Below are 24,925 nucleotides of genomic sequence, written 5' to 3'. Positions count from 1 at the left end.
TAAGTGAGAATGATTCGCAATTACAATGGGCCGGACGACAGGAGGTCCGCATGGCCGAAGTTAAATCCGAATCCGCTCACGATCACGATCACGATCACACCCGTTTGCAGTCCGCGCCGCGCGTCTCGCTCGCTCAGCCGGGCGCGTCCGTCGCGGCCAACGCGGCGAAGGTGCTCGACGTCATGCGTCACGCCTGGCAAGCGAATGCCGACAGCACGACGACAAGCAGAACCGCGAGCGCGGTTGGCCGTGTCGCGCGCGCCGCCGTGAGCCGCGTCGTGCCACGCCGTTCCCAGCGCGCCGATCTGCTCGCCGCCCTGAATTACTGGAGCCCGAGACCGCTGTGACCGCCATTCTTGCTTCCATCGCTTGTTCCGCTGCGCCGCTCGTCGCAGCGACGCCGGAGATCGCCGGCACGCCGTCGGCATCCTTTGTTGCCCGGCTTCACGACGCGAGCCGCTTTCCGCTTGTGCGTCTGCGCCGACGCGCGGTTCAGCCCGGTTACGCGTTCGCGTGGCGCGCCGAAATGCAGCGGCTGCTGGCGCTGAAGACGCCGTTCGTGATCATGTCCGAGCAAACCGACGACGAAACCGCCGACGACGCCCAACTACGCGCCGCGTGGCTGCGCTCGCAGCAGGGCGCGCTGGTTCAGTATTGCCGGGGGTTTATCGTAGTAGAGCCGCGGATCGAAGCGCGCGCGAGCACGCGCGATGCGTGGCGCCGCGCCACCGAAGGCAGCGGCCTGCGCACGGTGGTCGTGTCGAGCATGCGGGTCGCGGGCGAACTCGCGCCCGTGCTGCTCAAGCATTCGGGCGATCACGAAGCGCCCGGCGCGCGGCGCAGGCAGGCGCGCTGAGGGGATTCGACGCGCGTTTTGGGAGAGGTTAAGCGAAGCGTCTCTGCAGGCGTTTCGATGCGTGGTAGGGACGCGCTCGGGACGCGCGCCCAGCACGCGCTCAACTGCCGCCCAGCACGCGCTCTGTACGCTCTCGATGCGTATCCGGCACGCACTCATGGATCACGCACCCAGCACGCACGCGACCCGCACCCAACCCGCACCCAACCCGCACCCAGCACGCACCCACCGTCCATCCCGTCAGGGCCGGCCCTCTCTAGCACGGCCCGCCGGCCTGCTCTATGCTTGGGAGCCGAATCCACAGCGCGCCCGAGGGTGAGAATGCCGACTTACCGTGATGCCCATCGCCGTTCGATCGACTCGCCGGAAGAATTCTGGGCCGAGGAAGCCCGGCGCATTCATTGGGAAACGCCGTTCGAGCAGGTGCTCGATCGCAGCAATCCGCCGTTCGCGCGCTGGTTTACCGGCGGGCGCACCAATCTCTGTTTCAACGCACTCGACCGCCATCTCGCCGCGCGCGCCCAGCAGGACGCGCTGATCTACGTATCGACGGAAACCGGGATCGAGCGGCGCTACACCTACGCCGAACTGCACGCCGAAGTGAACCGCATGGCCGCCGTCATGCGCTCGCTGCACGTCAAAAAGGGCGATCGCGTGCTGATCTATCTGCCGATGATCCCCGAGGCGCTGTTCGCCATGCTCGCCTGCGCGCGGCTCGGCGCGGTCCATTCGGTCGTGTTCGGCGGATTCGCCGCGCCGAATCTGGCGGCCCGTATCGACGATGCGCAACCGGCGCTGATCGTCACCGCCGATGCCGGCGCGCGCGCGGGGCGGGTGATCGACTACACGCCGCTCGTCGACGAAGCGCTGTCGCGCGCGCAATTCAAGGTGCCGCAGGTGTTGCTGATCGACCGGCAATTGGCGCCGGAGCGGCTGCAGGCGGCTTATCTCGTCGCCTACGAACCGCTGCGCGAAAAGTTTTTCGATGCCCGCGTGCCGTGCGAATGGCTGGAATCCAACGAGCCGTCCTATGTGCTCTACACGTCCGGCACGACCGGCAAGCCGAAGGGCGTGCAGCGCGATGTCGGCGGTTACGCGGTCGCGCTGGCGGCATCGATGGAGCATATTTTCGAAGGGCTGCCTGGCGACACGATGTTCACGGCGTCCGACGTCGGCTGGGTAGTCGGGCATAGCTACATCATTTATGCGCCGTTGATCGCGGGACTGACGACCGTCATGTACGAAGGCACGCCGATCCGGCCCGACGGCGGCGTGTGGTGGCGGTTGGTCGAGCAATACCGGATCAACCTGATGTTCACCGCGCCGACCGCGATCCGCGTGCTCAAGAAGCAGGATCCGAAGTTCATGCGCGACGCCGATTTATCGAGCCTGCGCACGTTGTTTCTCGCCGGCGAGCCGCTCGACGAACCCACGGCGCAGTGGATTCAGAGCGCGTTGAAAAAGCCGGTCGTCGATAATTATTGGCAGACCGAGACCGGCTGGCCGATGATCGCGATCCCGCGCGGGATCGAGGCGCTGCCGGCGAAGCTCGGCTCGCCGGGCGTGCCGTCGATGGGTTTCGATCTGAGCGTGCGCGACGAACTGACGGGCGAGGAGTGCGCGGCGGGCGAGAAGGGCGTGATTGCGGTGGCGTATCCGTTGCCGCCGGGCTGCATGCAGACGGTGTGGGGCGACGACGCGCGGTTTATCGATACGTACTGGCGCAGCGTGCCGAACCAGCAGGTGTATTCCACCTTCGACTGGGGCGTGCGTGATGCGGATGGTTATGTGTCGATTCTCGGGCGCACGGACGACGTGATCAACGTGGCGGGGCATCGGCTGGGGACGCGCGAGATCGAGGAAGCGATGAGCCGTCATCCGGCGGTGGCCGAGGTCGCGGTGGTTGGCGTCGCCGAGGCGTTGAAGGGGCAGGCGGCGCTGGCGTTCGTCGTTTTACGCGATGCTGGCCGGGTGGACGCGCCCGGCGAGCGCGAGGGGCTGGAGGCCGAGATGATGCATGCTGTCGAGCGCGAACTCGGGGCGTTTGCGCGGCCCGCACGGGTCTTTTTTGTGGCGATGCTGCCGAAGACGCGGTCGGGGAAGCTTTTGCGGCGGGCGATTGCCGCGCTGGCCGAGCGACGCGAGGTCGGGGAGTTACCCACGATCGAGGACGCTGGCGCGTTGGGGGCGATTCGGGCGGTTTTGGATTAGACAGGGTTTTTTGCTGGCGCTTGGGGTTGGGTGGGTTTGGGTTCTTGCTGGCCGGTTTGGTTTTGCTGGCGCTCTTTGCTTTTGTCTGCTTGCGCTTCTTGGAAACCTGCTTTCGTGTAGGTCCATTAGCACGCCGCTATGCGCGGCGGCGGTCACTTTCTTTGCTGCTGCAAAGAAAGTAACCAAAGAAAGCAGCTAGTCCGTCTAAGTGTCCACCACGAACGGTTTCCGGGAGTGGTGCGCAAGCTGATTCGGCCATCGCACCATACAACAGAGTGGAGCCGCTCATCCATCCCGGCAGGCACGAAGTGCCTGCCGGTAAGGCATAACCGGAAGAACCAAACCGAGCGCTGGTTGTAGGTGTGCCCGTCGTCCGAGCGCAGCGAGGATGGACCTGACAGATGCTGTGCCAATACCAACGAATGCGAGTTGCCATAGTCAGCCTGCGCGCCTATCCGCGCAGTTATTCGTGGTGGACACTTAGCCGGATAAGCTGCTTTCTTTGGTTACTTTCTTTGCAGCAGCAAAGAAAGTGACTGCTGCCGCGCATAGCGGCGTGCTAATAAACCGACACGAAAGCAAGTTCCCCGACACCACAGGCAAACAAAAGCAACGAGCGCCAGCTAAACCAAAAACCCGACCGTCGCCCGCACCGGGCAGTACCAACAGTCCGATACGAAATCAGGTTCCCAGAAACCGCATCCCCCGCCAGGCCGCCCCCACCGGCCGGCATCGCCTCGGGTTCGCCCTGCTTGACCCGCTTTTAAGCGACCCTATACTCCACCTGTTCATTTCGGGGCGCGGTCCACGTCAGCGGTCTACCCAACGATCGCGCCGCAGACAGCGAATTCTCAAAACACACCGGAGACCGTCATGGCTCACGAAGCTGCGACCGGCACAGGACAAACCCGTAACAAGCACTGGCTCTGGCTTCTGATCCTGCCGTGGATCGGCGTGATCTGGGTGCCGTTCTATAACAAGGTCGAACCCGTTCTCTGGGACTTTCCCTTCTTCTATTGGTATCAGTTGCTCTGGGTGCTGATCAGCGCAGTGATCACGGCGCTCGTCTACGTTAAAACCAAATCGATTCCCGGCGCGGTGCGCGAAGGGGACCCGCGATGATGAATTCCACCGCCACCTTCGTCTTCGTGCTGTTCTTTATCGGCGTGACGATTCTCGGGTTTATCGCGGCGCACTGGCGCAAGGCCGATCTCCATCAGCTCGACGAATGGGGCCTCGGCGGACGCCGCTTCGGCACGGTCGTGACCTGGTTCCTGCTCGGCGGCGACCTCTACACGGCGTACACGTTCGTCGCCGTGCCCGCGCTCGTGTTCGGCGCGGGCGCGACCGGATTTTTCGCGCTGCCGTACACCATCCTCATCTATCCGTTCGCGTTCGTGGTGTTCCCGAAGCTCTGGAGCATCGCGAAACGTCACGGCTACGTGACCGCCGCCGACTTCGTCCACGCGCGGTACAGCAGCCGCATGCTCGCGCTGGCGATCGCGCTGACCGGGATCGTCGCGACCATGCCGTACATCGCGCTGCAACTGGTCGGGATCGAAGTGGTGATCGGCGCGCTCGGCTTCGATACCTCGGGCTTCGTCGGCGATCTGCCGCTCATCATCGCCTTCGCGATTCTCGCGGCCTATACGTACACGTCGGGCCTGCGCGCACCGGCGATGATCGCCGTGGTCAAGGACATCCTGATCTACATCACGATCATCGCGGCGATGATCGTGATTCCGGCGCGGCTCGGCGGTTTCGGCGCGATTTTCGGCACGGTGGCGCCGGCGAAACTGCTGCTCAAAGCGCCCGATGCCGCGAGCCTGAACGGCTACAGCGCCTACGCGACGCTCGCGATCGGCTCGGCGCTCGCGCTCTTCCTGTATCCGCATTCGGTGACGGCGATTCTCTCGTCGAAGTCGGGCAACACGATCCGCCGCAACATGGCGCTCCTGCCCGCGTACTCGCTCGTGCTCGGGCTGCTCGCGCTGCTCGGCTACATGGCGCTCGCGTCGGGCGTGCGGGAAATGCCGGAATACGCGCCGTATTTCAAGGCATATGGCTCGAACTTCGCAGTGCCCGCGCTGTTCTTGCACTTCTTCCCGTCGTGGTTCGTCGGCGTGGCGTTCGCGGCGATCGGCATCGGCGCGCTGGTTCCGGCGGCCATCATGTCGATCGCGGCGGCCAATCTCTACACGCGCAACGTGCATCGCGAGTTCTTCAATCGCAACATGACGGGCGAGCAGGAGACGAACGTCGCGAAGCTCGTGTCGCTGCTCGTGAAGGTCGGCGCGGTGGTGTTCATTCTCGCGCTGCCGCTGACCTATGCGATTCAGCTACAACTGCTCGGCGGCATCTGGATCATCCAGACCTTGCCGGCGCTCGTGCTCGGCCTCTACACGCGCATGCTCGATTACCGCGGCCTGCTCCTCGGCTGGGCCGTGGGGATCGGCGTCGGAACGTGGATGGCGGTGTCGCTCAAGCTCGCCGGGTCGATCTACACGCTGCATCTGTTCGGCTATGCCGTGCCGGGTTATGCGGCGGTGTGGGCGCTGATCGTGAATCTGGTCGTCGCGATCGTCGTGAGCGCGCTCGTGCGTATCATGGGTCTCAAGCGTTCGGACGACCGCACGCGTCCCGAGGACTACTACGACATCGTGGAAAGCTGAACGCCCGCGCGGCGGCACGTGGATAAAAAGCCTGTAACGCCTAGCCGTTACGGGCTTTTTTTCTGCTAGCGTCATGTCAATCCACGAGGTTTCGACGCGCTATGTCTTCACTCCCACCAACGACCCCCCGGCGCAGCCACGCGCGACGGAAGCTCCACGTCCTCGGCTCGCCGTATTTTCGATACCGGCACGCCAAGTTCCTGCACGCGGCGCGCGTCGGACTGGCGATGCTCGCGTCGATCGCGCTGACTTCGGGTATTAACATTCCGCACGGCGTCTGGGCGTCGGTCACGTTGCTGGTGGTGATCGGCGGCTTGCAGCATCACGGCAATATCCGCAAGAAAGCGGCCGAGCGAGCGCTCGGAACGTTGCTCGGCGCGGGATTGGGGCTGTCGCTGATCGTGATTCAGGCCGTGTCGGGATCGACCTTTCTGACCTTGCTGCTCACCTGCGTGATCGCGGGCGGCTGCGCGTATTACGCGATCGGCAAAGCCGGTTACGTCGCGTTGCTCACGGCGATCACGATGGTGATCGTCTCCGGTCACGGCGATCAAACCATTGACGTCGGCCTGTGGCGCACGGCGAACGTGCTGATCGGGATTGTGATCGCGCTGGCGTTTTCGTTCGTGTTGCCGCAATACGCGACGTATTCGTGGCGCTACCGTCTCGCCGACAACCTGCGCGAAGCTGCGCGCCTTTACGCCGCGATGCTGGACGGCGCGCCCTTAGCCGCCGACGAACTGACCCGCCGCTTTCTCGCGATGAGCGCACGTCTCGTGCAGTCGCGGTCGCTACTCGATTCGGTCGCGAAGGAAACCGATGTGCCAGTGGACCGGCTGGAGGAAATCCAGCGCCTGCACCGGTCGATTGTCGCGGCGCTGGAGATGCTCGCGAGTGCGTTGCCGCAGGTGGCGGCGAAGCGTTTCGCGGCGGATCGGCGGGTGCTGCACACGTTGCTGCTCATGGCGCGGGCGTTGCGGTTCGGACGGGTCGGGCTGCTGCATACGCCGCGTGAGGCGTCGGTCGCGGGTCCCGGCATGGTCGCCGTTGACGGGCCCGAATGGCTCACGGCGCGGTTTGCCGAGCAGGTGGACACGCTGCGGATGCGGTTGATCGAAATCGAACGGCAGTGGAATATTGAAAGTGCGCGGCCGTTTCATCGGTGAGGGCCCCGGGAGGGTGCTTGCGCTGATGGACTGGTTTGCGCGCGTTTTTGGGGATTTTCGCGGGGGGTGGGTTGCTGGCGCTCGTTGGTGCTTTGGTCTCTTTGACGCTTTTCTGGGAGCTTGCTTTCGTGTCGGTCTATTAGCTCGCCGCGATGCGCGGCGGATTCGGCGCCGTGGGGCGGCTCTAGGGTGGGTTACACCGTCTGATGTTCGGCGCTTCTAGGGAACCTGCTTTCGTGTCGGTTTATTAGCACGCCGCTATGCGCGGCAGCAGTCACTTTCTTTGCTGCTGCAAAGAAAGTAACCAAAGAAAGCAGCTTATCCGCCTAAGTGTCCACCTCGAATAACCTTGCAGATAGGCACGCAAGCTGACTATGGCAACTCGCATTCGTTGGTATTGGCACAGCATCTGTCAGGTCCATCCTCGCTGCGCTCGGACGACGGGCGCACCTACAACCAGCGCTCGGTTTGGTTTATTCGGTTATGCCGTTCCGGCAGGCACTTCGTGCCTGCCGGGATGGATGAGCGGCTCCACTCTGTTGTGTGGTGCGATGGTCGAATCAGCTTGCGCACCACTCCCGGAAACCGTTCGTGGTGGACACTTAGCCGGATAAGCTGCTTTCTTTGGTTACTTTCTTTGCAGCAGCAAAGAAAGTGACTGCTGCCGCGCATAGCGGCGTGCTAATAAACCTACACGAAAGCAAGTTCCCAAGAAGCACAGGCAAACAAAAGCAAAACCGAACTCGGCCGCCCCGGACAGGGGCAGAGCTAGTAGACCGACACGAAAGCAGGTTCCGAAGAAGCGCAAGCAAACAAAAGCAAGCGCGAGCAAAACCGAAGTCGGCCGCCCCGGACAGCGGCAGAACTAATAGACCGACACGAAAGCAAGTTCCGAAAAAGCGCCTAAGTGACCGAAACAAACCCGAGCGCCTAAGTGACCGAAACAAACCCGAGCGCCTAAGCGACCGAAACAACCCCGAGGGCCTCAGTGCCCAAAACAACCCCGAGCGCCAGCGCCCCCCGCCCACTACCTCACTGCAAAGCTTCGATCAACTTCTCAAGCTTCACCGCATCGGCCGCGAACGCACGAATCCCCTCGGCTAGCTTCTCGGTCGCCATCGCATCGTCATTGACGAGGAAACGGAAGCTCGACTCATTCACCTCGATCTTCGAAATCGATTCGTCCTTGACCGATTCCGGCGACAACTTCCGCTCAACCGTATCGTTGCTCTCGGCAAGCTTTTGCAGCAGTTCCGGGCTGATGGTCAACAAGTCGCAACCGGCCAGTTCCGTGATCTGACCGACCGTGCGGAAACTCGCGCCCATCACTTCTGTCTTGTGGCCGAACTTCTTGTAATACGCGTAGATCTTGCGCACCGACTGCACGCCCGGATCGTTCGCGCCGCCCATCTTCGCCTCGTCCCAGTCAGCACCTGCCGACTTCTTGTACCAGTCGTAGATGCGTCCGACGAACGGGGAAATCAGCTGCGCGCCCGCTTCGGCGCACGCTGCGGCCTGCGCGAGCGAGAAGAGCAGCGTCATGTTGCACTTGATGCCTTCCTTCTGCAGCACTTCGGCGGCGCGGATGCCTTCCCAGGTCGATGCCAGCTTGATCAGCACGCGCTCGCGGCCGATGCCCGCGGCTTCGTACAGCTTGATGAGTTCGTGGCCCTTGGCGATGGACGCCTCGGTGTCGAACGACAGACGTGCGTCGACTTCGGTCGATACGCGGCCCGGAATGATCTTCAGGATTTCCGTGCCGAACGCGATGAGCAAATGGTCGATGATCTCGCCCATCGGCTTGCCCGCGTGCTCCTTCACGGTCTTTTCGAGCAGCGGCTTGTAGTCGTCCTTCTGGACGGCCTTCAGGATCAGCGACGGATTGGTCGTCGCGTCCTGCGGCTTGAACTGTTCGAGCTGCTGGAAGTTACCGGTGTCGGCGACAACGGTGGTGTACTGCTTGAGCTGGTCGAGAGCGGTCGTCATGTCGTGTCTTCGGCGCGAGAGCGCCCTTGTCAAAGATGCGGAATGCCCGCAGTGAACGGATTTGCGAGGCCGGCTTGCGCGCGCCGCCTCGCCCTCAACGCCATTCTATGCCTAGCGCGCCGGTCGGCGCTCATACCCACGCTGGCGGTGCTGCGGTCTTGTTCGCCGTGCATTGGTTCGACCGCGAAGGCGAACGCGGGTTCATCGTGTGAAGAATGCGGCGTCTGGAGACGGACATCACGCGCGGCGCGCGTTCAGCACGATCTGCGTCACCACGCCCGCCACCAGACCCCAGAAAGCCGAGCCGATCGACAGCAGCGTCAGCCCGGACGCCGTCACCATGAACGTGACGAGCGCCGCCTCGCGCTGGCGGGCGTCCTGCATCGCGTTCGTGAGGCCGCTCATGATCGATCCGAACAGCGCGAGCGCGGCCACGGAGACGACCAGCGCCTTCGGGAATGAATTGAACAGCGCGGCGATGGTCGCGCCGAAAATCCCGGCGACGAGGTAAAACGCGCCGCACCAGACCGCCGCCATGTAGCGCTTCGAATGGTCTTCGTGCGCTTCCGGGCCGGTGCAGATCGCCGCCGTGATCGCCGCGAGGTTGACGCCGTGCGAACCGAACGGCGCGAGCACGAGCGAGGCGAGACCGGTGGTCGCGATGAGCGGCGAGGAGGGCGTCGTGTAGCCGTCGGCGCGCAATACGGCGATACCCGGCACATTTTGCGAGGCCATCGCCACCACGAAAAGCGGAATGCCGATACTGACCGCCGCCGCGAGCGAAAACGCGGGCATCGTGAACACGGGATGTGCGAGCGCCACTTCGAAATGGCTGAAATCGAGCAGGCCGAGCGCGCCCGCCATCCCCACGCCGACAATCAGCGTCGCCGGAATCGCATAGCGCGCGGCGAGCCGCTTGACGATCAAATAGGTAAAGAACATCGCGAGCACGAGCGCGGTCTGGAACTGCGCGGCGCGGAAAATTTCGATGCCGATCTCGAACAGAATGCCCGCCAGCAACGCCGCGGCGATCCCGCCCGGAATTTTTTTCATCAGCGTGTCGAACCAGCCGGTCAGGCCGACCACGGTCAGGAGCACCGCGCAGATCACGAACGCGCCGATCGCCTCCGGATACGCGACATTGGGCATCGACGATACGAGCAGCGCTGCGCCCGGCGTGGACCACGCGACCACGATCGGCGCGCGGTATTTCAGCGACAGCCCGATCGTGCACAGCGCCATGCCGATGGAAAGCGCCCAGATCCACGAGGAAATCTGCGCGTCGCTCAGGTGCGCGGCGCGGCCGGCCTGGAACATGAGCACGAGGGAACTCGTGTAGCCGGTCATCATCGCGACAAAACCGGCGACGACGGCGGACACCGAGGTGTCGGAAAAAGGACGGAGCGGCTGAGGCGCGACGTTGGACGAGGAAGGCGGATTCATGCGGGTTTTCGGTCGGGAGCGGGCGGTGTGGGCAGGCTTAAGCAGGGCCAGATGTTACCGCGTCCCAATAAAGCGCGCGACGGCCCGGGCCTTACTTCGCCCGTTACTTCGCGCATTACTTCGACAACGCGCGCATCGCACTTTCGAGCCCCGCGATGGTCAGGCCGTACATCCGGTTGCCGAGAATCTGCCGGATAGCCGTGACCGACTGGCGGTATTCCCAGAGCCGCTCCGGCTCGGGATTGAGCCACGCGTGGTGCGGGAATTGATCGGCGAGACGGCGCAGCCACACCGCGCCCGCTTCCGCGTTGTTGTATTCCACCGATCCGCCCGGCTGCAGCACTTCGTAGGGGCTCATCGTCGCGTCGCCGACGAAGATCAGCTTGTAGTCGGGCGTGAATTTGTGCAGCACGTCGAAGGTCGCCGTGCGCTCGCCGTGTCGACGGCGATTGTTCTTCCACAGATGGTCGTAGACGCAATTGTGGAAATAGAAGAATTCGAGGTGCTTGAATTCCGCCTTCGCCGCCGAAAAAAGCTCTTCGACGCGCTTGATGTGGTCGTCCATCGAACCGCCGACATCCAGCAGCATCAGCACTTTCACGTTGTTATGGCGCTCCGGCACCATCTTGATGTCGAGCCAGCCCGCGTTCGCCGCCGTGCTGCGGATCGTGTCCGCCAGATCGAGTTCGTCGGCCGCGCCTTCACGCGCGAAACGGCGCAGCCGCCGTAACGCGACCTTGATGTTACGCGTGCCGATTTCGACCTGATCGTCGTAATCGCGATACGCGCGCTCGTCCCACACCTTCACGGCCGTGCGATTGCCCGCCGAGTCTCCGCCGATCCGGATGCCCTCCGGGTTGTAGCCGCCGTTGCCAAACGGCGACGTGCCACCCGAGCCGATCCATTTGCTGCCGCCTTCGTGGCGCTCGGTTTGTTCGTCGAAGAGTTCTTTCAGGCGCTCCATCAGCGCGTCGATACCGCCCAGCGCTTCGATCCGGCGTTTCTCTTCCGGCGTGAAATCGCGTTCCAGCCGCTTTTTGAGCCAGTCGAGCGGCACGCTGAACGCTTCGTCGTCGAGTTGCGTCACGCCGTGGAAATACGCGCCGAACGCCTGATCGAACTTGTCGAAATACTTCTCGTCCTTCACGAGCGTCATGCGCGCGAGAAAGTAGAACTCGTCGAGCGACGGCGCGATGACCTGCGCCTTCAGCGCTTCGAGCAGCGTCAGATATTCCTTCACCGACACCGGCAGCTTCGCGCCGCGCAACGAATAGAAGAAGTCGATCAGCATGGGCGTTCTCCCGGCGGTTAAGCGATTCAGCGGTCGAGCCGCAGCCGCAGATGCATTTTCACGGCCGGCCATTCCGACTGGATGATCGAGAACACGACCGTGTCGCGCAGCGCGCCGTCGCGCCCGATCTGGTGATTGCGCAGAATGCCGTCCTGCCGCGCGCCGAGCCGGGCGATGGCCGCGCGCGATTGCTGGTTCATGAAATGCGTCCGGAATTCCACGGCGATCGCGTTGAGCGATTCGAATGCGTGGCCGAGCAGCAGCAGTTTCGCCTCGGTATTGAGGCCCGTGCGCTGCACGCGTTTCGCGTACCACGTATGGCCGATTTCGAGCCGCCGATGCGCCGCCTCGACATTGAAATAACGCGTCGAGCCGACGACGTCGCCGGTTTTCGCGTCGATCACGGCGAACGGCTGCGCGCCGAGCTGGTCGCGCATCTGGAGCGCGGCATCGATGTAGTCGAGCGTCTTGTCGGCCGTCGGCACGTGCGTGTACCAGAGCTTCCACAATTCGCCGTCGGCGGCGGCGGCGGCCAGCGGCTCGGCGTGCGAGCGTTCCAGCGGGACGAGCCGGACATGCTCGCCTGACAGGGTGACGGGTTCGATCCAGCGGCTCATGCAGTGTCCTCGGTGCGGGGGTTTAAAGAGGACGCGGGGTCAGCCGAGGTTACCGGTTACTGCGGTTCATGAACACGAGCCGCTCGAAGAGACTCAGGTCCTGCTCGTTCTTGAGCAGCGCGCCGTGCAGCGGCGGGACGATCTGCTTCAGATCGGTCGAGCGCAGCGCCTCGGGCGGAATGTCTTCGGCGAGCAGCAGCTTCAGCCAGTCGAGCAGTTCGGACGTCGAGGGCTTTTTCTTCAGCCCCGAAACCTGGCGCAATTCGAAGAAACTCTGCATCGCGGCGGCGAGCAGTTCCTGCCTGATGCCCGGAAAATGCACCTCGACGATCTGCTGCATCGTCGTCGGTTCCGGGAACTTGATGTAGTGGAAAAAGCAGCGGCGCAGGAACGCGTCGGGCAGTTCCTTCTCGTTGTTCGACGTGATGATGACGAGCGGCCGGTGCTTCGCGCGCACGAGTTCGTGCGTCTCGTACACATAAAACTCCATGCGGTCGAGTTCGCGCAGCAAGTCGTTCGGAAACTCGATATCCGCCTTGTCGATCTCGTCGATCAACAGCACGGTCTGCTGATCGGCGTCGAACGCCTGCCACAGCACGCCCTTCACGATGTAGTTGCCGATATCCTTCACGCGCTCGTCGCCGAGCTGGGAGTCGCGCAGACGCGACACCGCGTCGTATTCGTACAGGCCTTGCTGCGCTTTAGTCGTGGACTTGATATGCCACTGAAGCAGCGGCATGCCGAGCGCGGCGGCGACTTCCTCCGCGAGCATCGTCTTGCCGGTGCCCGGTTCCCCCTTGATGAGCAGCGGCCGCTGAAGTGTCATCGCGGCGTTCACCGCGAGCTTGAGGTCGTCTGTGGCGACATACTGCGATGAGCCTTCAAAACGCATGGCGGGAGTCTCTGAAGGAAAAATTCCAGTATAAGTCAGAAGGGCTTTTGCATCTGCGGGCGGACAGGTATCGTGTGAGCCGGTCAGAAGGCATTGTCCAAGAGGCGTCCAGGCTGGCTTTGCCGGCATGGCCGCGGCCCGCCAGCCGGTGGACGGAGGGTAGGTCGCGCGGTACAATTAGCGCGATTTTTTTGGCCTGCGCGGTCTGGATATAAGAACGTGGCCCCGGGAACCGGCTGCCATACCGGTTGATACGGGACAATATTGGCCGATGCCGAACGATGCGCCGAGCAATGCGCGGAACACGTCGAATCGGTCGCACTCGGCGCGGGCCGTGCCCCCGGTTGATGACAGCGGATCAGAGCAGTCACGGCGGGTCGCAGTGGGCGCCGGATTTCCCCCTCATGCTAGGTTAGAAGCTATGAACAATTTCGTCGGCAAATGTGCCGTGATCGCAGCGTTGTCGGGGCTTGCCGGCTTCGCGACCCAGGCCTCGGCCGATGTCGTGGGCAACGCGAAAGCGGCTCAGGGCAAGGTTGCGATGTGTATCGGCTGTCACGCCATTCCGGGCTATCGCACCGCGTACCCCGAGGTGTATCGCGTGCCGCTGCTTGGCGGCCAGAACGCGAAGTACATCGAGAACGCGCTGCATGCGTACAAGAAGAACGATCGCCACTTCGAAACCATGCACGCCATCGCCGTCACGCTGACCGATCAGGACATCGCCGACATCGCCGCGTACTACGCCGCGCAAACCCCCTCTTCGAAGATCAATCCCGACAAGTAACCGCCGCGCTTCCAGCAACGCATGGCACTCGGCAGCGGTCACTCGGTAATCACATTTTTGCGGGATAGGAGAATTCATGAAGCCCTCTAAGGCACTCCACACAGTGTTTAAAGCAGCGGCGGCGGCGCTGATCGGCGCGGCGTCGTTGAACGCGGCGCAGGCAGCGGATGCCGGCAACGGCAAGGTGCTGTCCGAAACGCACAATTGCTCGGCCTGCCACGGCCCCAATCTGAACAAGCCGGTGAGCGCGGAGTATCCGAAGCTCGCGGGCCAGCACGCGGACTACGTCTACTGGGCGCTGCGCCAGTATCAGATGGGCAATGGCAACCCGAACTTCGGCCGCAGCAACGCGATCATGTCCGCGCAGGTGCAAAACCTGTCGCAGAGCGATCTGAAGGACATCGCGGCGTATGTCGAATCGCTGGAAGGCGATCTCGTCCTGAAGAAATAAGCCGCCGCGCTGGCCGCCGCGCTAGCCGCCGCGCTAGCCGCCGCGCTGTTCGCGATCCGCGAACGAGCGTACAAACGACAACACCCCGCTTTCGCGGGGTGTTGTCGTTTCTGCGGGTGGATTCCGCGCTGTGCGTCAATCCTGCGTCAATCCCGCGAGGCGCGCCTCTCGATCAGCGCGAGATACGCGTCGGTATCCGGCGGCATGCCGGTGCGCTGCGCGTCCCAGATCACCTGGCCGAGACATTCCATGATGGCGTGCTGCGCGTCGTGCGTCGAATTCATGCGCGCGGCGAGCCGCTCGTGCGCGCGCCGGATGCCCGGCGGCTGGTCGATCGACAATTGCTCGCTGATCGCCAGATGCATCGAGAGGTGCAGGAACGGATTGCTCTGGCCGCGCTCGGGCGAATAATCGGTCTGCGCGGCGTCGGGCGAGGCGAGTTCCTGCTGATATTCCGGGTGCTCGCCGATCCAGTCGGCGGCGATACTTTCCAGCGGCGTCAGGATCTCGCCCGCGCGCTGTTTGCGCCAGGTAACGGTGAAGAATTGACGGACTTCGTCGCGGCTGGGGTTGAACATACGGCGGCTTCCTTCGAATGGTTCCGCTATTTTAAGGTGCGCGCGCGCCGGGCGCTCATTCCACCGGCGCGGGCGTTTTCGGCCGGTATTCGCACAGCGGCTCGATGGCGCAATGCCAGCATTCCGGCACGCGCGCCTTGCACACGTAGCGGCCGTGGAGGATCAGCCAGTGATGCGCGTCGTGCTTGAATTCGTCCGGGACGAATTTGTCCAGCGCATCTTCGACCGCTCGCACGTCTTTGCCCGGCGCCAGTCCCGTGCGATTCGCGACGCGGAAAATGTGGGTATCGACGGCGATGGCCGGATGGCCGAACGCCGTGTTGAGAATCACGTTCGCCGTCTTCCGGCCCACGCCCGGCAGGCTTTCCAGCGCCTCGCGGTCGTCCGGCACTTCGCCGCCATACTGGTCGATCAGAATGCGGCACGTCGCGATCACGTTCTTCGCCTTTGTCCTGTACAAACCGATGGTCCTGATGAAATCCGCGACGCCTTCCTCGCCCAGCGCCAACACCTTCGCGGGCGTGTTCGCGACCGGGAACATGCGGCGCATCGCCTTGTTGACCGACACGTCGGTAGCCTGCGCCGACAGCAGCACGGCGATCAGCAACTCGAACGGCGACGTATGTTCGAGCTCGGTCGTCGGATGCGGATTCAGGCTTTGCAGCGTCTCGAAGATCGCGCGGCGTTTTTTAGCGTTCATCGGTCGTGGGGGGCGATGAGGCGTCGCGTTCCGGCGCGGCGCTGTCTTTCAGGCCGAGGCGGGCGCGCCGGGCTTCCGCTTCGTCGATCTGCGCCTGCACGCTGGCGCTCACGGCCTCCGTGTTCTTCGGTCCCGCGCCGAGCCGGGCGAGTTCTTCCTTCTTCTTGCGGGCCCGTTCCATCGCAGCCTGGATGATCGCGCGCTTCTTCGCTTCGGCGTCGTCGGTTGGCGTCGATGTGACGGCTTGGGGCGCGGGTTCGTTCGCGGGTTCGGCGGGTTTCGCCGTCTGACGCGCCGCTGCGCGCGCCTCCGCCGCCGCGCGCTCGCTTGCGAGCCGCGCGGCGCGGCGGTCGTGCGCTTCGCGGGCGGTGTCGGCTTGTGACGCGCTCCAGGCGTCCCAGCCGGTGTGATCGCCGGTGACCGGCACCATCGCGATGCAATCGACCGGGCAGGGCGGCACGCACAGGTCGCAGCCCGTGCAGAGTTCGGGGATGACCGTGTGCATCTGTTTCGCCGCGCCGACGATCGCATCGACCGGACACGCCTGCATGCACAGCGTGCAGCCGATGCACAGGTTCTCGTCGATCACGGCGAGCGGCCTCGGCCGCTCCACGCCGTTCTCCGGATTGAGCGGGATGACGGGGCGCGCGAGCAGCGCGGCGAGGCGCGCGACGCCCTCGGCGCCGCCGGGCGGGCACTGGTTATAGGAGGCCACGCCCGACGCGACGGCTTCGGCGTAGGGCCGGCACGCCGGATATCCGCACTTGGTGCATTGCGTCTGGGGCAGCAGATCTTCGATCCGGTCTGCGAGTGTTTGAGGGGCGGTTGCGGTCACGTGTGCGGCTTGGGGGCGATGCAGCCGTCGCGGATAACGCTTGACCGCGAAGGCCCGTCGCGTCCGGCTTCGGCACGGATCGACGAGCCCGGCGCGGGCCGGCTGCGGGGAGCGGCGCGTGTTTATGCTCACGCACTCGCCAAAGGCGTCATTATCGCCCAATTTTATCGCCCGATTCCTCACCGATCCCAATTGCCAATAGCCAATCAGTGTGCGCATAATCAGAGCGCTTTTCCGATTGACCGCAGGACGGTGTACCCCAATAACTTTGGCGCGCCCGTTCACGTCATGCTCCTTTCTACACGGGACCGCGTGACGCTATCCGGATAACGCGGCTCTCGAATCATGCCACCATGAATCAGCCGAAAATCAAAAGAGATCCTGAAGGCACCCGCCGCCGTATTTTATTGGCCGCCGCGGAGGAGTTTGCAGCAGGTGGTTTGTTCGGCGCTCGCGTCGATCAAATCGCCCGCCGCGCCGAAACCAACGAGCGCATGCTCTATTACTATTTCGGCAGCAAGGAGCAGTTGTTTACCGCCGTACTCGAACACGCTTTTGCTTCACTTGTCGAAACTGAGCGCACGCTCGACCTCGACGGCATTGCGCCCGTTGAAGCCGTGACGCGGCTCGCGCATTTCGTCTGGGATTATTACCGCGATCATCCCGAACTGCTGCGTCTAATCAATAACGAGAATCTGCATGAGGCGCGCTATATCAAAGGCTCAACGCGGATTCGGGAGTTGATATCGCCGGTGGTCGCGACGCTTGCAAGTATTCTCGAACGCGGCGTGCGTGCCGGGCTTTTCCGTAATAACGTCGATCCGCTGAAGTTTTACGTGACCTTGTCCGGGCTCGGGTATTACATCGTATCGAATCGATTTACGCTCGAAGCGACGTTTGGACTCGATTTCAGCCAACAGGCCGAACGCGACGAAATGGTGCGGATGAATACCGAATTGCTGTTGTCTTATCTGATGCGGCGCTGACGGCCGGCTTTCACCGGGTTTTACGGTCAGAAATGTAAAAAGCACGCTGCGGGAAAATTCCCCGCAGCGTGCTTTTGCGCGTCCCTAAATGCCGGCAGGCGAGAATGATTAAGCCGGAATGGCTTCTTTTTTCGGCGCCTTGTCGTGTTCGAGGATGAATTCGCGCAATTGCGGATACACCGTCGTGCGCCAGCGTCGGCCCGAAAAAATGCCGTAATGGCCGGCCTTTTCAGCGGTGAAGTGACGCTTGTTGCGCGCCGGGATACTCGTACAGAGATCGTGCGCCGCGCGCGTCTGGCCGCTACCGGAGATATCGTCGAGCTCGCCTTCGATCGTGAAGAGCGCCGTGTTTTCGATATCCTGCGGCCGCACGCGTTCGCCGTTCACGTCCCACGTGCCCTCGGCGAGCCGGAATTCCTGGAACACGATACGAATGGTTTCCAGGTAATACTCGGCGGCCATGTCGAGCACGGCGTTGTATTCGTCGTAGAACCGGCGATGCTGCTCGGCGTCGTCGTCGTCCCCGCGCAGCAGGTTTTGATAGAAGTCCCAGTGCGCGGTGACGTGGCGCTCCGGATTCATCGCGACGAAGCCCGCATGCTGCAGGAAGCCCGGATACACCTTGCGCCCGATGCCCGGATAGTTCGCCGGCACCGTGTAGATCACGTTGTTCTCGAACCATTCATACGAGTGTTCGTTCGCAAGCGAATTCACGGCGGTGGGACTCCGGCGCGCGTCGATCGGGCCACCCATCATGGTCATCGTGCGCGGCGTGTCCTCGCCGCGGCTCGCCATCAGCGAGATGGCCGCGAGCACCGGCACGGTCGGCTGGCACACGGAAATGACGTGCAGGTCCTTCGCGCCGATGTGGCGGATGAACTCCTGGATGTATTCGACGTAATCGTCCAGATGGAACGCGCCGTCCTCGAACGGCACCATGCGCGCGTCGATCCAGTCGGTGATGTACACCTTGTGATCCTGCAACAGCGTCTTGACGGTGTCGCGCAGCAGCGTGGAATGGTGGCCGGAGAGCGGGGCGCAGACGAGCACGATCGGCTCGTCTTTCAGTTTCTTCACGACGCCGCTGTCGTCGGCGAAACGCTTGAAGCGCAGCAGGCGGCAGAACGGTTTTTCGAGCACGGTCTGCTCGACGATCGGAATGTTGTGGCCGTCTTTTTCGATCTGATGGAGTTCGAACTCGGGCTTCTCGTAGTCCTTGCCGAGCCGGTAGAGCAGTTCGTAGCCGGCGGCGAGTCGGCTGGAGCCGGGCACGTAGGCGAGCGGGCTGGCCGGATTCACAAACGACTTCGATGCAGCCTGAGCCCAGGCGGTCAGCGGACTCAACATGGCCCGCTGGAATTCGTGAAATTGATAGAGCATGTTTGCCCCGTTTTAAAACCGGCGCCCCGTGTTTCGGTTCTGCGCGCCCGGCGATTAGCCTCGAAGGCATTCAGCGGTCTTTCGCGCGGCGTTCGACGCCGGAAGCGGCGCGCGTCGCGTGGTGCTGCGTGGGTAAAACCGGTGCATCGTTCCTGCAACTACTTCCTGTAACTACTTTCTGCGTAACTACTTCATTCGGCAGACACATTTTTACCGGGTCACTGGGCGGATTATCGGCCGCCCGCGCCCGCACCTTGATGGTCGATGCGCAAATCTTTGTAGCCGGTCCGAACGACCGGTCGAAAAGCCTCACCGATCATAAACAACAAAGCCGTTTTGTGCAATGCAGCAATTTCGCCCTGACGCATAGCGAAAACGCTCAAATCCTCAATGCAAACAAATATTTACGTTTTGCTTTCGGCAAGCCCTTTCCCGTCCGCTTGCTGCGCCCGGTGGTCGTGCTGGCTTGCGGGCTGCCCGGTTGCGGCGGCCATTTCCTGCTCGTGGCGCATCAGGTTCATGCCGGTGTGAACCAGCGCGACGTGCGAGAACGCCTGCGGGAAATTACCGACCATCCGCTTTGCCACGGTGTCGTATTCCTCAGCTAAAAGGCCGACATCGTTCGCCAATCCGACCAGCCGCTCGAACATCGCGTGCGCCTGGTCGAAGCGGCCCTGAAGCTGCAGGTTATCGACCAGCCAGAAGCTACACGCGAGAAACGTGCCTTCGCCGGGCGGCAGGCCGTCGTCCACTTCGGTCGTGTGATAGCGCTTGACGAGGCCATCGTGCGTCAGATCGCGTTCGATTGCGTGGACGGTGGCGACCACGCGCGGGTCGTCGGGCGGCAGGAAGCCGACCAGCGGGATCAGCAGCAGGTTGGCGTCGAGCGCTTCGCTGCCGTAGGACTGCGCGAACGAATTCATGCCCGCGTTCCAGCTTTTCTCGCAAACTTGCGCGTGGATCTCGTCACGCAGCGCGCGCCAGTGATCGAGTGGGCCGGGCAGATCGAATTTCTCCGCCGATTTCACCGCGCGGTCGAACGCGACCCACGCCATCACCTTCGAAAACGTGAAGTGCTGACGTCCTCCGCGCACTTCCCAGATGCCTTCATCCGGTTCCATCCAGACGGTTTCGAGATGTTCGAGCATTGCGCACTGGATGGACCAGGCGGTTTCGTCGCTCTGCAATCCGCCGACGCGCGCAAGGTGCAGCGCGTTCATCACCTCGCCGTAGACATCGAGTTGCAACTGCTTCACCGCGCCATTGCCGACCCGAACCGGGCTCGCGCCTTCGTAGCCGGGCAGCCAGTCCACTTCCCATTCGGGCAGCCGGCGCTCGCCCGCGATGCCGTACATGATCTGGATCTGCGACGGCGCGCCCGCCATCACGCGGCCGAGCCACGCGCGCCAGGTGCGCGCTTCGTCGTAGTAGCCGCCGCGCATCATCGCAAGCAGCGTGATGGTGGCGTCGCGCAGCCAGCAATAGCGATAATCCCAGTTGCGCGTGCCGCCGAGCTGCTCGGGCAGCGACGTCGTCGGCGCGGCGACGATCCCGCCCGTCGGCTCGTAAGCGAGCGCCTTCAGCGTGATGAGCGAACGGCGGATTGCGCTCGCCCAGTGGCCTTGCAGTTCGCAGCGGCCCGACCATTCGCGCCAGTGATTTTCGGTGCGTGCGAGGTGCGTGTGCGGATCGTGCATTGCCGGCAGCCGCAGATGCGACGCCGAATACGCAAGCGAGAACGGCACGCGCTCGCCTTCGGTCACGGAGAACGCAGCGAGCGTGCGCATGTTCTCGCCGACCAGATCGACGGGCGTGCGCAACACGGCGCGATCCGGTCCGACGACGGCCAGAATGCCGCTATCGTCCGGCAGGCGGCTGACCCACGGAATGGACGAGCCGTAGTCGAAGCGCAGCACGAGTTCCATCTTCATCTTAACGGTGCCGCGACGCCCGACCACGATCCGCACGAGTTCCGACGAACCGTTGCGCGAAGGCATGAAATCGATGATCGTCACCGCGCCGTCGGCGGTCTCGAAGTCGGTTTCGAGGATCAGCGTGTCGTCGCGATAACGACGCGTGACGACCGGCGGTGGCGCGTCGTCGGCCAAATCCGGCGCGATCAGCCAGCGGCCGTGTTCGGGCGTGCCGAGGAGCGCGGCGAAGCACGCGCCGGAATCGAAGCGCGGCCAGCACAGCCAGTCGACCGATCCGTCGCGGGACACGAGCGCGGCGGTATGGCCGTCGCCAATCATCGCGTAGTCTTCAATCAGTGCGGGCATGGGCAGGTTGTCTCATTCTCAAGATAGGCGGGTGGCGACTTTGCGCGGCGACCGGCCGCGTTGAATTTGCGGAAACGTTGCGGACGCGGTCGCTGCGACGCCGATTCGAACTGGATTCTGCACGATTAGTTCACGGCGCGCGGAGCCGATGGCTGCGTGAGGTGCTCGGAACACCCTTGTTTGCTGCGCCGGTTTCGCGTATTCCTTGCGTATTCCTCATTGGAAATTGCCGTGGCCGTTGGTTAGAATGAAATTACCCACCGGCGGCACGCTGCTGGCAAAACGATATATCACGCCGCGTTGCGTGCGGGTCGGCACTTCGGATGCGGCCATTCGAATTCCCGTCGGTCTGTTCGGTTCAAATCTTAGCGCGACGCTTTCTCGCGCCAATCCGGTTCGCTTGCGTTCACGGCGTTGTCATCGCGCCGCGAACGTTCAGTTTCGATTGTTCAGTCGCTTGCCACCAACGCTGCGAATTTCTGGGACCTGAAAGCCATGCTCAATCCGTCGAAAGCCGATTGCATCGCCATTCTTTCCGCCGCGAGCCGACTCTCGGATTCCGACTCGCTGCTGCCGCTCGATTGCGCGCGTCTCGGCCTGTCGCGCAACGCGATGGAAACCGCCGCGTCGTTTTTGATCGAGCGTGCGTGTTTTACGCGTTACACCAATGGCGATGGCCGGATCGCGGTCGGCAATCTGTCGCTGCAGGGCCGCTTGCGACTCGATCAGCTTGCAAACGGCTGACGCTTCAATTTCTCGGGACTGGACGCGCACGGCACCCGCCGTGCGCGCTTTGTCGCGCTGATTTGAAATGCTGGAACCCCACTACGCGACGCGCGTCGAATGGGGGTCGCAGCACGGACGCCTCGCGCGCCTGCCTCAAAAGTGCGTCGCTCCCAGCCCGAAAAGCCCGATCACGCCAATCACGATCAAATAGATCGCGACGATGAAGTTCAGCAGTCGCGGCATGATCAGAATCAAAATACCCGCGATCAGCGAGACCAGCGGTCCAAGGCTCAAGTGAATGTTCATCGCGACTCCGTAGGGTTTGGTTGGTGGTTTTTATCGGCGGATCGTGTGCGTGTTCGTGCGCGGGCTGGTGTTCACGCGGATACCGGGCTACAAACTTCGCCTACCTTTCGGGCGCGAAGCTTGCGCGCGAGCGTGCTGCGTTGCCCGAAGTACGGCCCAGAGCACGGCCCGCAGCACAGCCTTCTACATAACCTGAAAACAAGCCTTAATACCGACGATCAGGAGCTTCCATGCAACTCACCCGTTCGCGCTTCGCCGCCACCGAACCCCTCGCAGGTTTCAAGCCTGCCCGGTCCCGCGCTGTGTTCGCCGGATCACTCAAGTGGTCGAAAAGCTTCGCCGTGATCTGCTCGTTCGCGGCCGCGCAGGCCTTCGCGCAGGGCGCGGGCGCAACCAATGCCGATCCAGCCAACGCCAACGCACCGGCCACTGTCGCGGCGGATGGCGTCTACGATCTGCTGATCGGCACTTATACGGCCGGCGGCAAGAGCGAGGGCATCTACGTCTACCGCTTCGACACGAAGACCGGCGAAACCACGCGGCTATCCGCGACACAAACGGTGAACCCTTCGTATCTGCTGGTGAGCCACGACCGCAGCTATGTCTACGCGGTCAACGAACTCCCCGGCGACAACGGCCCGGCCTCGCAGCGCGGCGGCGTGAGCGCGTTCCGTTTCGATCGCCAGAGCGGCCAGTTGACCTTCCTGAATCGCGTATCGTCGGATGGCAACGATCCGTGTTATCTCGCGCTCTCGCCGGACGGCCGCTACCTGCTGACCGCCAACTATTCGGTCGCCGCCGATCCTGGCGGCAGCTTCGCCGTGTTCCCGGTGCAGCCGGACGGCCAGATCGGCGCGTCGGTGCTGACCGTGCATCACGAAGGCAACGGGCCGGTGAAAGGGCGGCAGGACAACTCGCACGTCCACTCGACCGTGTTTTCCCCGGACGGCCGCTATCTGTTCTCGCAGGATCTCGGCGTCGACAAGGTCTTTGCGTATCGCTATACGCCCGATGGCAGCCGAGGTCTCTTCGGTCCGACCGATTCGCGCTACACGCCGATCAAGCCCGGTTCCGGACCGCGCCATCTCGTCTTCGACGCCAGCGGAAAACGCGCGTATCTGACGACCGAGATGAATGCATCGGTCACCGTGTTCGATTACAACGACGGCAAGCTCACCGAAGTCCAGCGCCTCGCGATGACCGCGCCCGGCTTCAAGGGCAAGGTCGGTGGCGGCGCGGTGCATTTGTCGCCGGATGGCCGCTTCCTCTACGCGACCAACCGGGGCGACGCCAACGAGATCGTGACCTTCGCCGTCGATCCGTCGAACGGCCAGCTCAAACTCATGGGCCGGCAGCCGTCGCTCGGCAAGACGCCGCGCGAATTCGCGATCGAGCCGGGTGGCCGCTGGTTGATCGTTGGCAATCAGGATAGCGACAGCGTGTATTTTTTCCGCCGCGATCCGCAGACGGGCGCGCTCGCGTCCGATCCGAAGCGGCTCGACATTGGGTCGCCGGTGGATTTCAAGCTGGTGTCGCCGTCGTGAGGCTATGATTCGCGGTTTTTGAAGCAAGCGCGGCGGCGTGCGCCGCCGCGCAGTTTCGCCGTACTGTTTTACTGCAAGCGCAGTTGTTGAAAGGAAGAACATTGAATACTCCCGCCACTTATCCCGATGCAGCCACGAGCGCCGACCGTAATCCGGTGCCGCCGGGCTTCATCAGCGCGTTTCGCTTTGTCGGCGGCGAAGCGCTGCGGCTGTCGTGGGACGAAGCGCGCACGGCGGTCGCGGGCGAAGGTCCGACATGGCTGCACTTGAGCGCAAATGACGACACCGTCGAAAACTGGCTGACGGGCGTGAGTTCCATGCCGGACGTGGCGCGCGAGTTCCTGAACGGCGAGGACAAGCGCCCGCGCGTGCATCTCGCCGCGAACTTCATGTATGGCGTGGTGGCCGATCTGGAGCGGGTGGCCGTCAAAGCACCCGGCGCACCCGGCGCACCCGGCACGAATCGCGACGATGCGGCTGCGGAACGGGCAACCGGCGCGCTGCGTTTCTATGTCGATGGCAACCGCATGATCACCGTGCGCGCGCAGCCGCTGCAATCGACCGACCGGCTGCGTCACGCCGTGCTCGAAGGCGCGATTTTCCGCGATACCGTCGATCTGTTCGCGGGCCTGATCCGCGCGCTCAACGAAACGTTCGTCGATCGTATCGACGATATCGCGGACCGGCTCGACGACGTGGAGGAAGGCGTGCTGGACGGCCGCCACTCCAATTGGCGCGCCGAACTGGGCGACGTGCGGCGTCGGTTGGTGGAAGTGAAGCGCTTCATCGACCCCGAACGCAACGCGCTGACGCAAGTCGTCACGCGGCGGCTCGAATGGGCCGAACCGCGCTCGATGGAAGCGCTGATCCAGGCGATTCAGGTGCTGAACGGCCTCGGCGCTGGGCTGGAAGGGCAGTACGAGCGCGCGAAATTGTTGCAGGACGAGATTGCCGCCGCGCTTTCCGAGGACATCAACCGCAAGCTGCTGTGGCTCGCGATCATGTCGGCGTTGCTGATGCCCGCGACGCTCGTCTCCGGCATTTTCGGGATGAACGTCGCGGGCTTGCCGGGCACACACGATCACTATTCGTTCTGGATCGTGATCGGCGTGATGGCAGTGTGCGCCGCCGGAACGATCTTTTTGTTGCGGCGGTTGCGGCTGTGGTGATGCTCGGTTGAGGTATCACGGAAGCGGCGGAAGCGGCGGAAGCGGCCGCA

23 protein-coding genes are annotated in these 24,925 nt (G+C 63.2%); 12 read left to right on the top strand and 11 right to left on the bottom strand.

Features of this window, described 5'->3' with window-relative positions; genetic code table 11:
* Positions 1-50: 50 nt before the first annotated feature.
* The 6 genes from AC3D25_RS10790 (at position 51) to AC3D25_RS10765 (ending at position 6,905) form a co-directional block, all read left to right on the top strand.
* A complete protein-coding gene (locus tag AC3D25_RS10790) occupies positions 51-347 on the top strand; it encodes a hypothetical protein (protein WP_488888394.1) in 297 nt (98 codons plus the stop codon).
* Positions 344-856 carry a hypothetical protein gene (locus AC3D25_RS10785; protein ID WP_488888393.1) on the top strand — a complete coding sequence of 171 codons (513 nt, stop codon included), beginning with the start codon at positions 344-346 and terminating at the stop codon, positions 854-856. Before AC3D25_RS10790 ends, AC3D25_RS10785 begins: the two co-directional genes overlap by 4 nt.
* Before the next feature lie 57 nt (positions 857-913).
* On the top strand, positions 914-3,067 hold the full coding sequence (locus tag AC3D25_RS10780; protein WP_488888392.1) for a propionate--CoA ligase: 2,154 nt from the start codon (positions 914-916) through the stop codon (positions 3,065-3,067).
* 873 nt (positions 3,068-3,940) lie between these two features.
* Complete coding sequence (locus AC3D25_RS10775; RefSeq protein WP_488888391.1) at positions 3,941-4,189, top strand: DUF3311 domain-containing protein; 249 nt, start codon at positions 3,941-3,943, stop codon at positions 4,187-4,189.
* Positions 4,189-5,739: a monocarboxylate uptake permease MctP gene (mctP, locus tag AC3D25_RS10770; protein ID WP_488889662.1), complete on the top strand. Its 1,551-nt coding sequence runs from the start codon at positions 4,189-4,191 to the stop codon at positions 5,737-5,739. The genes AC3D25_RS10775 and mctP overlap by 1 nt, the downstream gene beginning before the upstream one ends.
* A 101-nt stretch (positions 5,740-5,840) precedes the next feature.
* Positions 5,841-6,905 (top strand): FUSC family protein, encoded by a 1,065-nt coding sequence (locus AC3D25_RS10765; protein ID WP_488888390.1) that lies wholly within the window; start codon positions 5,841-5,843, stop codon positions 6,903-6,905.
* 1,032 nt (positions 6,906-7,937) lie between these two features.
* Here AC3D25_RS10765 and tal read toward each other — a convergent pair.
* From tal to AC3D25_RS10740, 5 genes are all read right to left on the bottom strand, one after another.
* Positions 7,938-8,891 (bottom strand): transaldolase, encoded by a 954-nt coding sequence (gene tal, locus AC3D25_RS10760; RefSeq protein WP_488888389.1) that lies wholly within the window; start codon positions 8,889-8,891, stop codon positions 7,938-7,940.
* A gap of 237 nt (positions 8,892-9,128) precedes the next feature.
* A complete protein-coding gene (locus AC3D25_RS10755; protein ID WP_488888388.1) occupies positions 9,129-10,334 on the bottom strand; it encodes a benzoate/H(+) symporter BenE family transporter in 1,206 nt (401 codons plus the stop codon).
* A gap of 115 nt (positions 10,335-10,449) precedes the next feature.
* Positions 10,450-11,625 (bottom strand): vWA domain-containing protein, encoded by a 1,176-nt coding sequence (locus AC3D25_RS10750; protein WP_488888387.1) that lies wholly within the window; start codon positions 11,623-11,625, stop codon positions 10,450-10,452.
* A 26-nt stretch (positions 11,626-11,651) separates the two neighbouring features.
* The gene (locus AC3D25_RS10745; RefSeq protein WP_488888386.1) at positions 11,652-12,242 is read right to left on the bottom strand and encodes a GNAT family N-acetyltransferase; all 591 of its coding nucleotides are present in this window, start codon (positions 12,240-12,242) and stop codon (positions 11,652-11,654) included.
* 49 nt (positions 12,243-12,291) lie between these two features.
* The gene (locus AC3D25_RS10740; protein WP_488888385.1) at positions 12,292-13,134 is read right to left on the bottom strand and encodes an AAA family ATPase; all 843 of its coding nucleotides are present in this window, start codon (positions 13,132-13,134) and stop codon (positions 12,292-12,294) included.
* Between the two features lie 421 nt (positions 13,135-13,555).
* Between AC3D25_RS10740 and AC3D25_RS10735 the strand changes: the two genes are divergently transcribed.
* Together AC3D25_RS10735 and AC3D25_RS10730 are read left to right on the top strand one after the other, a co-directional pair.
* On the top strand, positions 13,556-13,921 hold the full coding sequence (locus AC3D25_RS10735; RefSeq protein WP_488888384.1) for a c-type cytochrome: 366 nt from the start codon (positions 13,556-13,558) through the stop codon (positions 13,919-13,921).
* Between the two features lie 76 nt (positions 13,922-13,997).
* On the top strand, positions 13,998-14,372 hold the full coding sequence (locus tag AC3D25_RS10730; RefSeq protein ID WP_488888383.1) for a c-type cytochrome: 375 nt from the start codon (positions 13,998-14,000) through the stop codon (positions 14,370-14,372).
* 146 nt (positions 14,373-14,518) lie between these two features.
* Here AC3D25_RS10730 and AC3D25_RS10725 read toward each other — a convergent pair whose 3' ends face one another.
* Genes AC3D25_RS10725 through rsxB form a run of 3 tightly spaced genes read right to left on the bottom strand, consistent with a single transcriptional unit; the run spans position 14,519 to position 16,485 of the window.
* Entirely contained in the window at positions 14,519-14,950 is a 432-nt protein-coding gene (locus AC3D25_RS10725; protein WP_488888382.1) for a DUF1841 family protein, read from the bottom strand.
* A gap of 55 nt (positions 14,951-15,005) precedes the next feature.
* Complete coding sequence (gene nth, locus AC3D25_RS10720; RefSeq protein WP_488888381.1) at positions 15,006-15,650, bottom strand: endonuclease III; 645 nt, start codon at positions 15,648-15,650, stop codon at positions 15,006-15,008.
* Positions 15,640-16,485 carry an electron transport complex subunit RsxB gene (gene rsxB / locus AC3D25_RS10715; protein ID WP_488888380.1) on the bottom strand — a complete coding sequence of 282 codons (846 nt, stop codon included), beginning with the start codon at positions 16,483-16,485 and terminating at the stop codon, positions 15,640-15,642. Before rsxB ends, nth begins: the two co-directional genes overlap by 11 nt.
* A 353-nt stretch (positions 16,486-16,838) precedes the next feature.
* Between rsxB and AC3D25_RS10710 the strand changes: the two genes are divergently transcribed.
* Positions 16,839-17,471, top strand: coding sequence for a TetR/AcrR family transcriptional regulator (locus tag AC3D25_RS10710; protein WP_488888379.1), 633 nt, complete (start codon positions 16,839-16,841; stop codon positions 17,469-17,471).
* 108 nt (positions 17,472-17,579) lie between these two features.
* Here AC3D25_RS10710 and AC3D25_RS10705 read toward each other — a convergent pair whose 3' ends face one another.
* Both AC3D25_RS10705 and AC3D25_RS10700 read right to left on the bottom strand, forming a co-directional pair.
* A complete protein-coding gene (locus tag AC3D25_RS10705; RefSeq protein WP_488888378.1) occupies positions 17,580-18,851 on the bottom strand; it encodes a polyhydroxyalkanoate depolymerase in 1,272 nt (423 codons plus the stop codon).
* Between the two features lie 404 nt (positions 18,852-19,255).
* A complete protein-coding gene (locus AC3D25_RS10700; RefSeq protein WP_488888377.1) occupies positions 19,256-21,130 on the bottom strand; it encodes a glycoside hydrolase family 15 protein in 1,875 nt (624 codons plus the stop codon).
* Between the two features lie 495 nt (positions 21,131-21,625).
* Between AC3D25_RS10700 and AC3D25_RS10695 the strand changes: the two genes are divergently transcribed.
* The gene (locus tag AC3D25_RS10695; protein ID WP_488888376.1) at positions 21,626-21,874 is read left to right on the top strand and encodes a hypothetical protein; all 249 of its coding nucleotides are present in this window, start codon (positions 21,626-21,628) and stop codon (positions 21,872-21,874) included.
* A 135-nt stretch (positions 21,875-22,009) separates the two neighbouring features.
* Here the strand turns inward: AC3D25_RS10695 and AC3D25_RS10690 are convergent, their stop codons facing one another.
* Positions 22,010-22,162 carry a DUF3096 domain-containing protein gene (locus AC3D25_RS10690; RefSeq protein WP_488888375.1) on the bottom strand — a complete coding sequence of 51 codons (153 nt, stop codon included), beginning with the start codon at positions 22,160-22,162 and terminating at the stop codon, positions 22,010-22,012.
* Positions 22,163-22,392: 230 nt separating this feature from the next.
* Here AC3D25_RS10690 and AC3D25_RS10685 point away from each other — a divergent pair, with 230 nt between their 5' ends.
* Positions 22,393-23,706 (top strand): lactonase family protein, encoded by a 1,314-nt coding sequence (locus tag AC3D25_RS10685; protein ID WP_488888374.1) that lies wholly within the window; start codon positions 22,393-22,395, stop codon positions 23,704-23,706.
* 101 nt (positions 23,707-23,807) lie between these two features.
* The gene (locus AC3D25_RS10680; protein WP_488888373.1) at positions 23,808-24,875 is read left to right on the top strand and encodes a transporter; all 1,068 of its coding nucleotides are present in this window, start codon (positions 23,808-23,810) and stop codon (positions 24,873-24,875) included.
* Positions 24,876-24,925: the final 50 nt, after the last annotated feature.

This window comes from Caballeronia sp. SL1002, from assembly GCF_057814995.1.
The sequence above is the reverse complement of the archived record's forward strand: the minus strand, read 5'-3'. Positions and strand labels throughout refer to the sequence as shown.

Coding starts and splice junctions, on each gene's coding strand:
- AC3D25_RS10735 (WP_488888384.1), top strand. CDS start 13,556: ATGAACAATTTCGTCGGCAAATGTGCCGTGATCGCAGCGTTGTCGGGG.
- AC3D25_RS10695 (WP_488888376.1), top strand. CDS start 21,626: ATGCTCAATCCGTCGAAAGCCGATTGCATCGCCATTCTTTCCGCCGCG.
- AC3D25_RS10765 (WP_488888390.1), top strand. CDS start 5,841: ATGTCTTCACTCCCACCAACGACCCCCCGGCGCAGCCACGCGCGACGG.
- AC3D25_RS10750 (WP_488888387.1), bottom strand. CDS start 11,625: ATGCTGATCGACTTCTTCTATTCGTTGCGCGGCGCGAAGCTGCCGGTG.
- AC3D25_RS10685 (WP_488888374.1), top strand. CDS start 22,393: ATGCAACTCACCCGTTCGCGCTTCGCCGCCACCGAACCCCTCGCAGGT.
- AC3D25_RS10710 (WP_488888379.1), top strand. CDS start 16,839: ATGAATCAGCCGAAAATCAAAAGAGATCCTGAAGGCACCCGCCGCCGT.
- AC3D25_RS10725 (WP_488888382.1), bottom strand. CDS start 14,950: ATGTTCAACCCCAGCCGCGACGAAGTCCGTCAATTCTTCACCGTTACC.
- tal (WP_488888389.1), bottom strand. CDS start 8,891: ATGACGACCGCTCTCGACCAGCTCAAGCAGTACACCACCGTTGTCGCC.
- nth (WP_488888381.1), bottom strand. CDS start 15,650: ATGAACGCTAAAAAACGCCGCGCGATCTTCGAGACGCTGCAAAGCCTG.
- AC3D25_RS10780 (WP_488888392.1), top strand. CDS start 914: ATGCGTGGTAGGGACGCGCTCGGGACGCGCGCCCAGCACGCGCTCAAC.
- AC3D25_RS10775 (WP_488888391.1), top strand. CDS start 3,941: ATGGCTCACGAAGCTGCGACCGGCACAGGACAAACCCGTAACAAGCAC.
- AC3D25_RS10700 (WP_488888377.1), bottom strand. CDS start 21,130: ATGCCCGCACTGATTGAAGACTACGCGATGATTGGCGACGGCCATACC.
- AC3D25_RS10730 (WP_488888383.1), top strand. CDS start 13,998: ATGAAGCCCTCTAAGGCACTCCACACAGTGTTTAAAGCAGCGGCGGCG.
- AC3D25_RS10690 (WP_488888375.1), bottom strand. CDS start 22,162: ATGAACATTCACTTGAGCCTTGGACCGCTGGTCTCGCTGATCGCGGGT.
- AC3D25_RS10705 (WP_488888378.1), bottom strand. CDS start 18,851: ATGCTCTATCAATTTCACGAATTCCAGCGGGCCATGTTGAGTCCGCTG.
- AC3D25_RS10790 (WP_488888394.1), top strand. CDS start 51: ATGGCCGAAGTTAAATCCGAATCCGCTCACGATCACGATCACGATCAC.
- AC3D25_RS10740 (WP_488888385.1), bottom strand. CDS start 13,134: ATGCGTTTTGAAGGCTCATCGCAGTATGTCGCCACAGACGACCTCAAG.
- AC3D25_RS10745 (WP_488888386.1), bottom strand. CDS start 12,242: ATGAGCCGCTGGATCGAACCCGTCACCCTGTCAGGCGAGCATGTCCGG.
- AC3D25_RS10755 (WP_488888388.1), bottom strand. CDS start 10,334: ATGAATCCGCCTTCCTCGTCCAACGTCGCGCCTCAGCCGCTCCGTCCT.
- mctP (WP_488889662.1), top strand. CDS start 4,189: ATGAATTCCACCGCCACCTTCGTCTTCGTGCTGTTCTTTATCGGCGTG.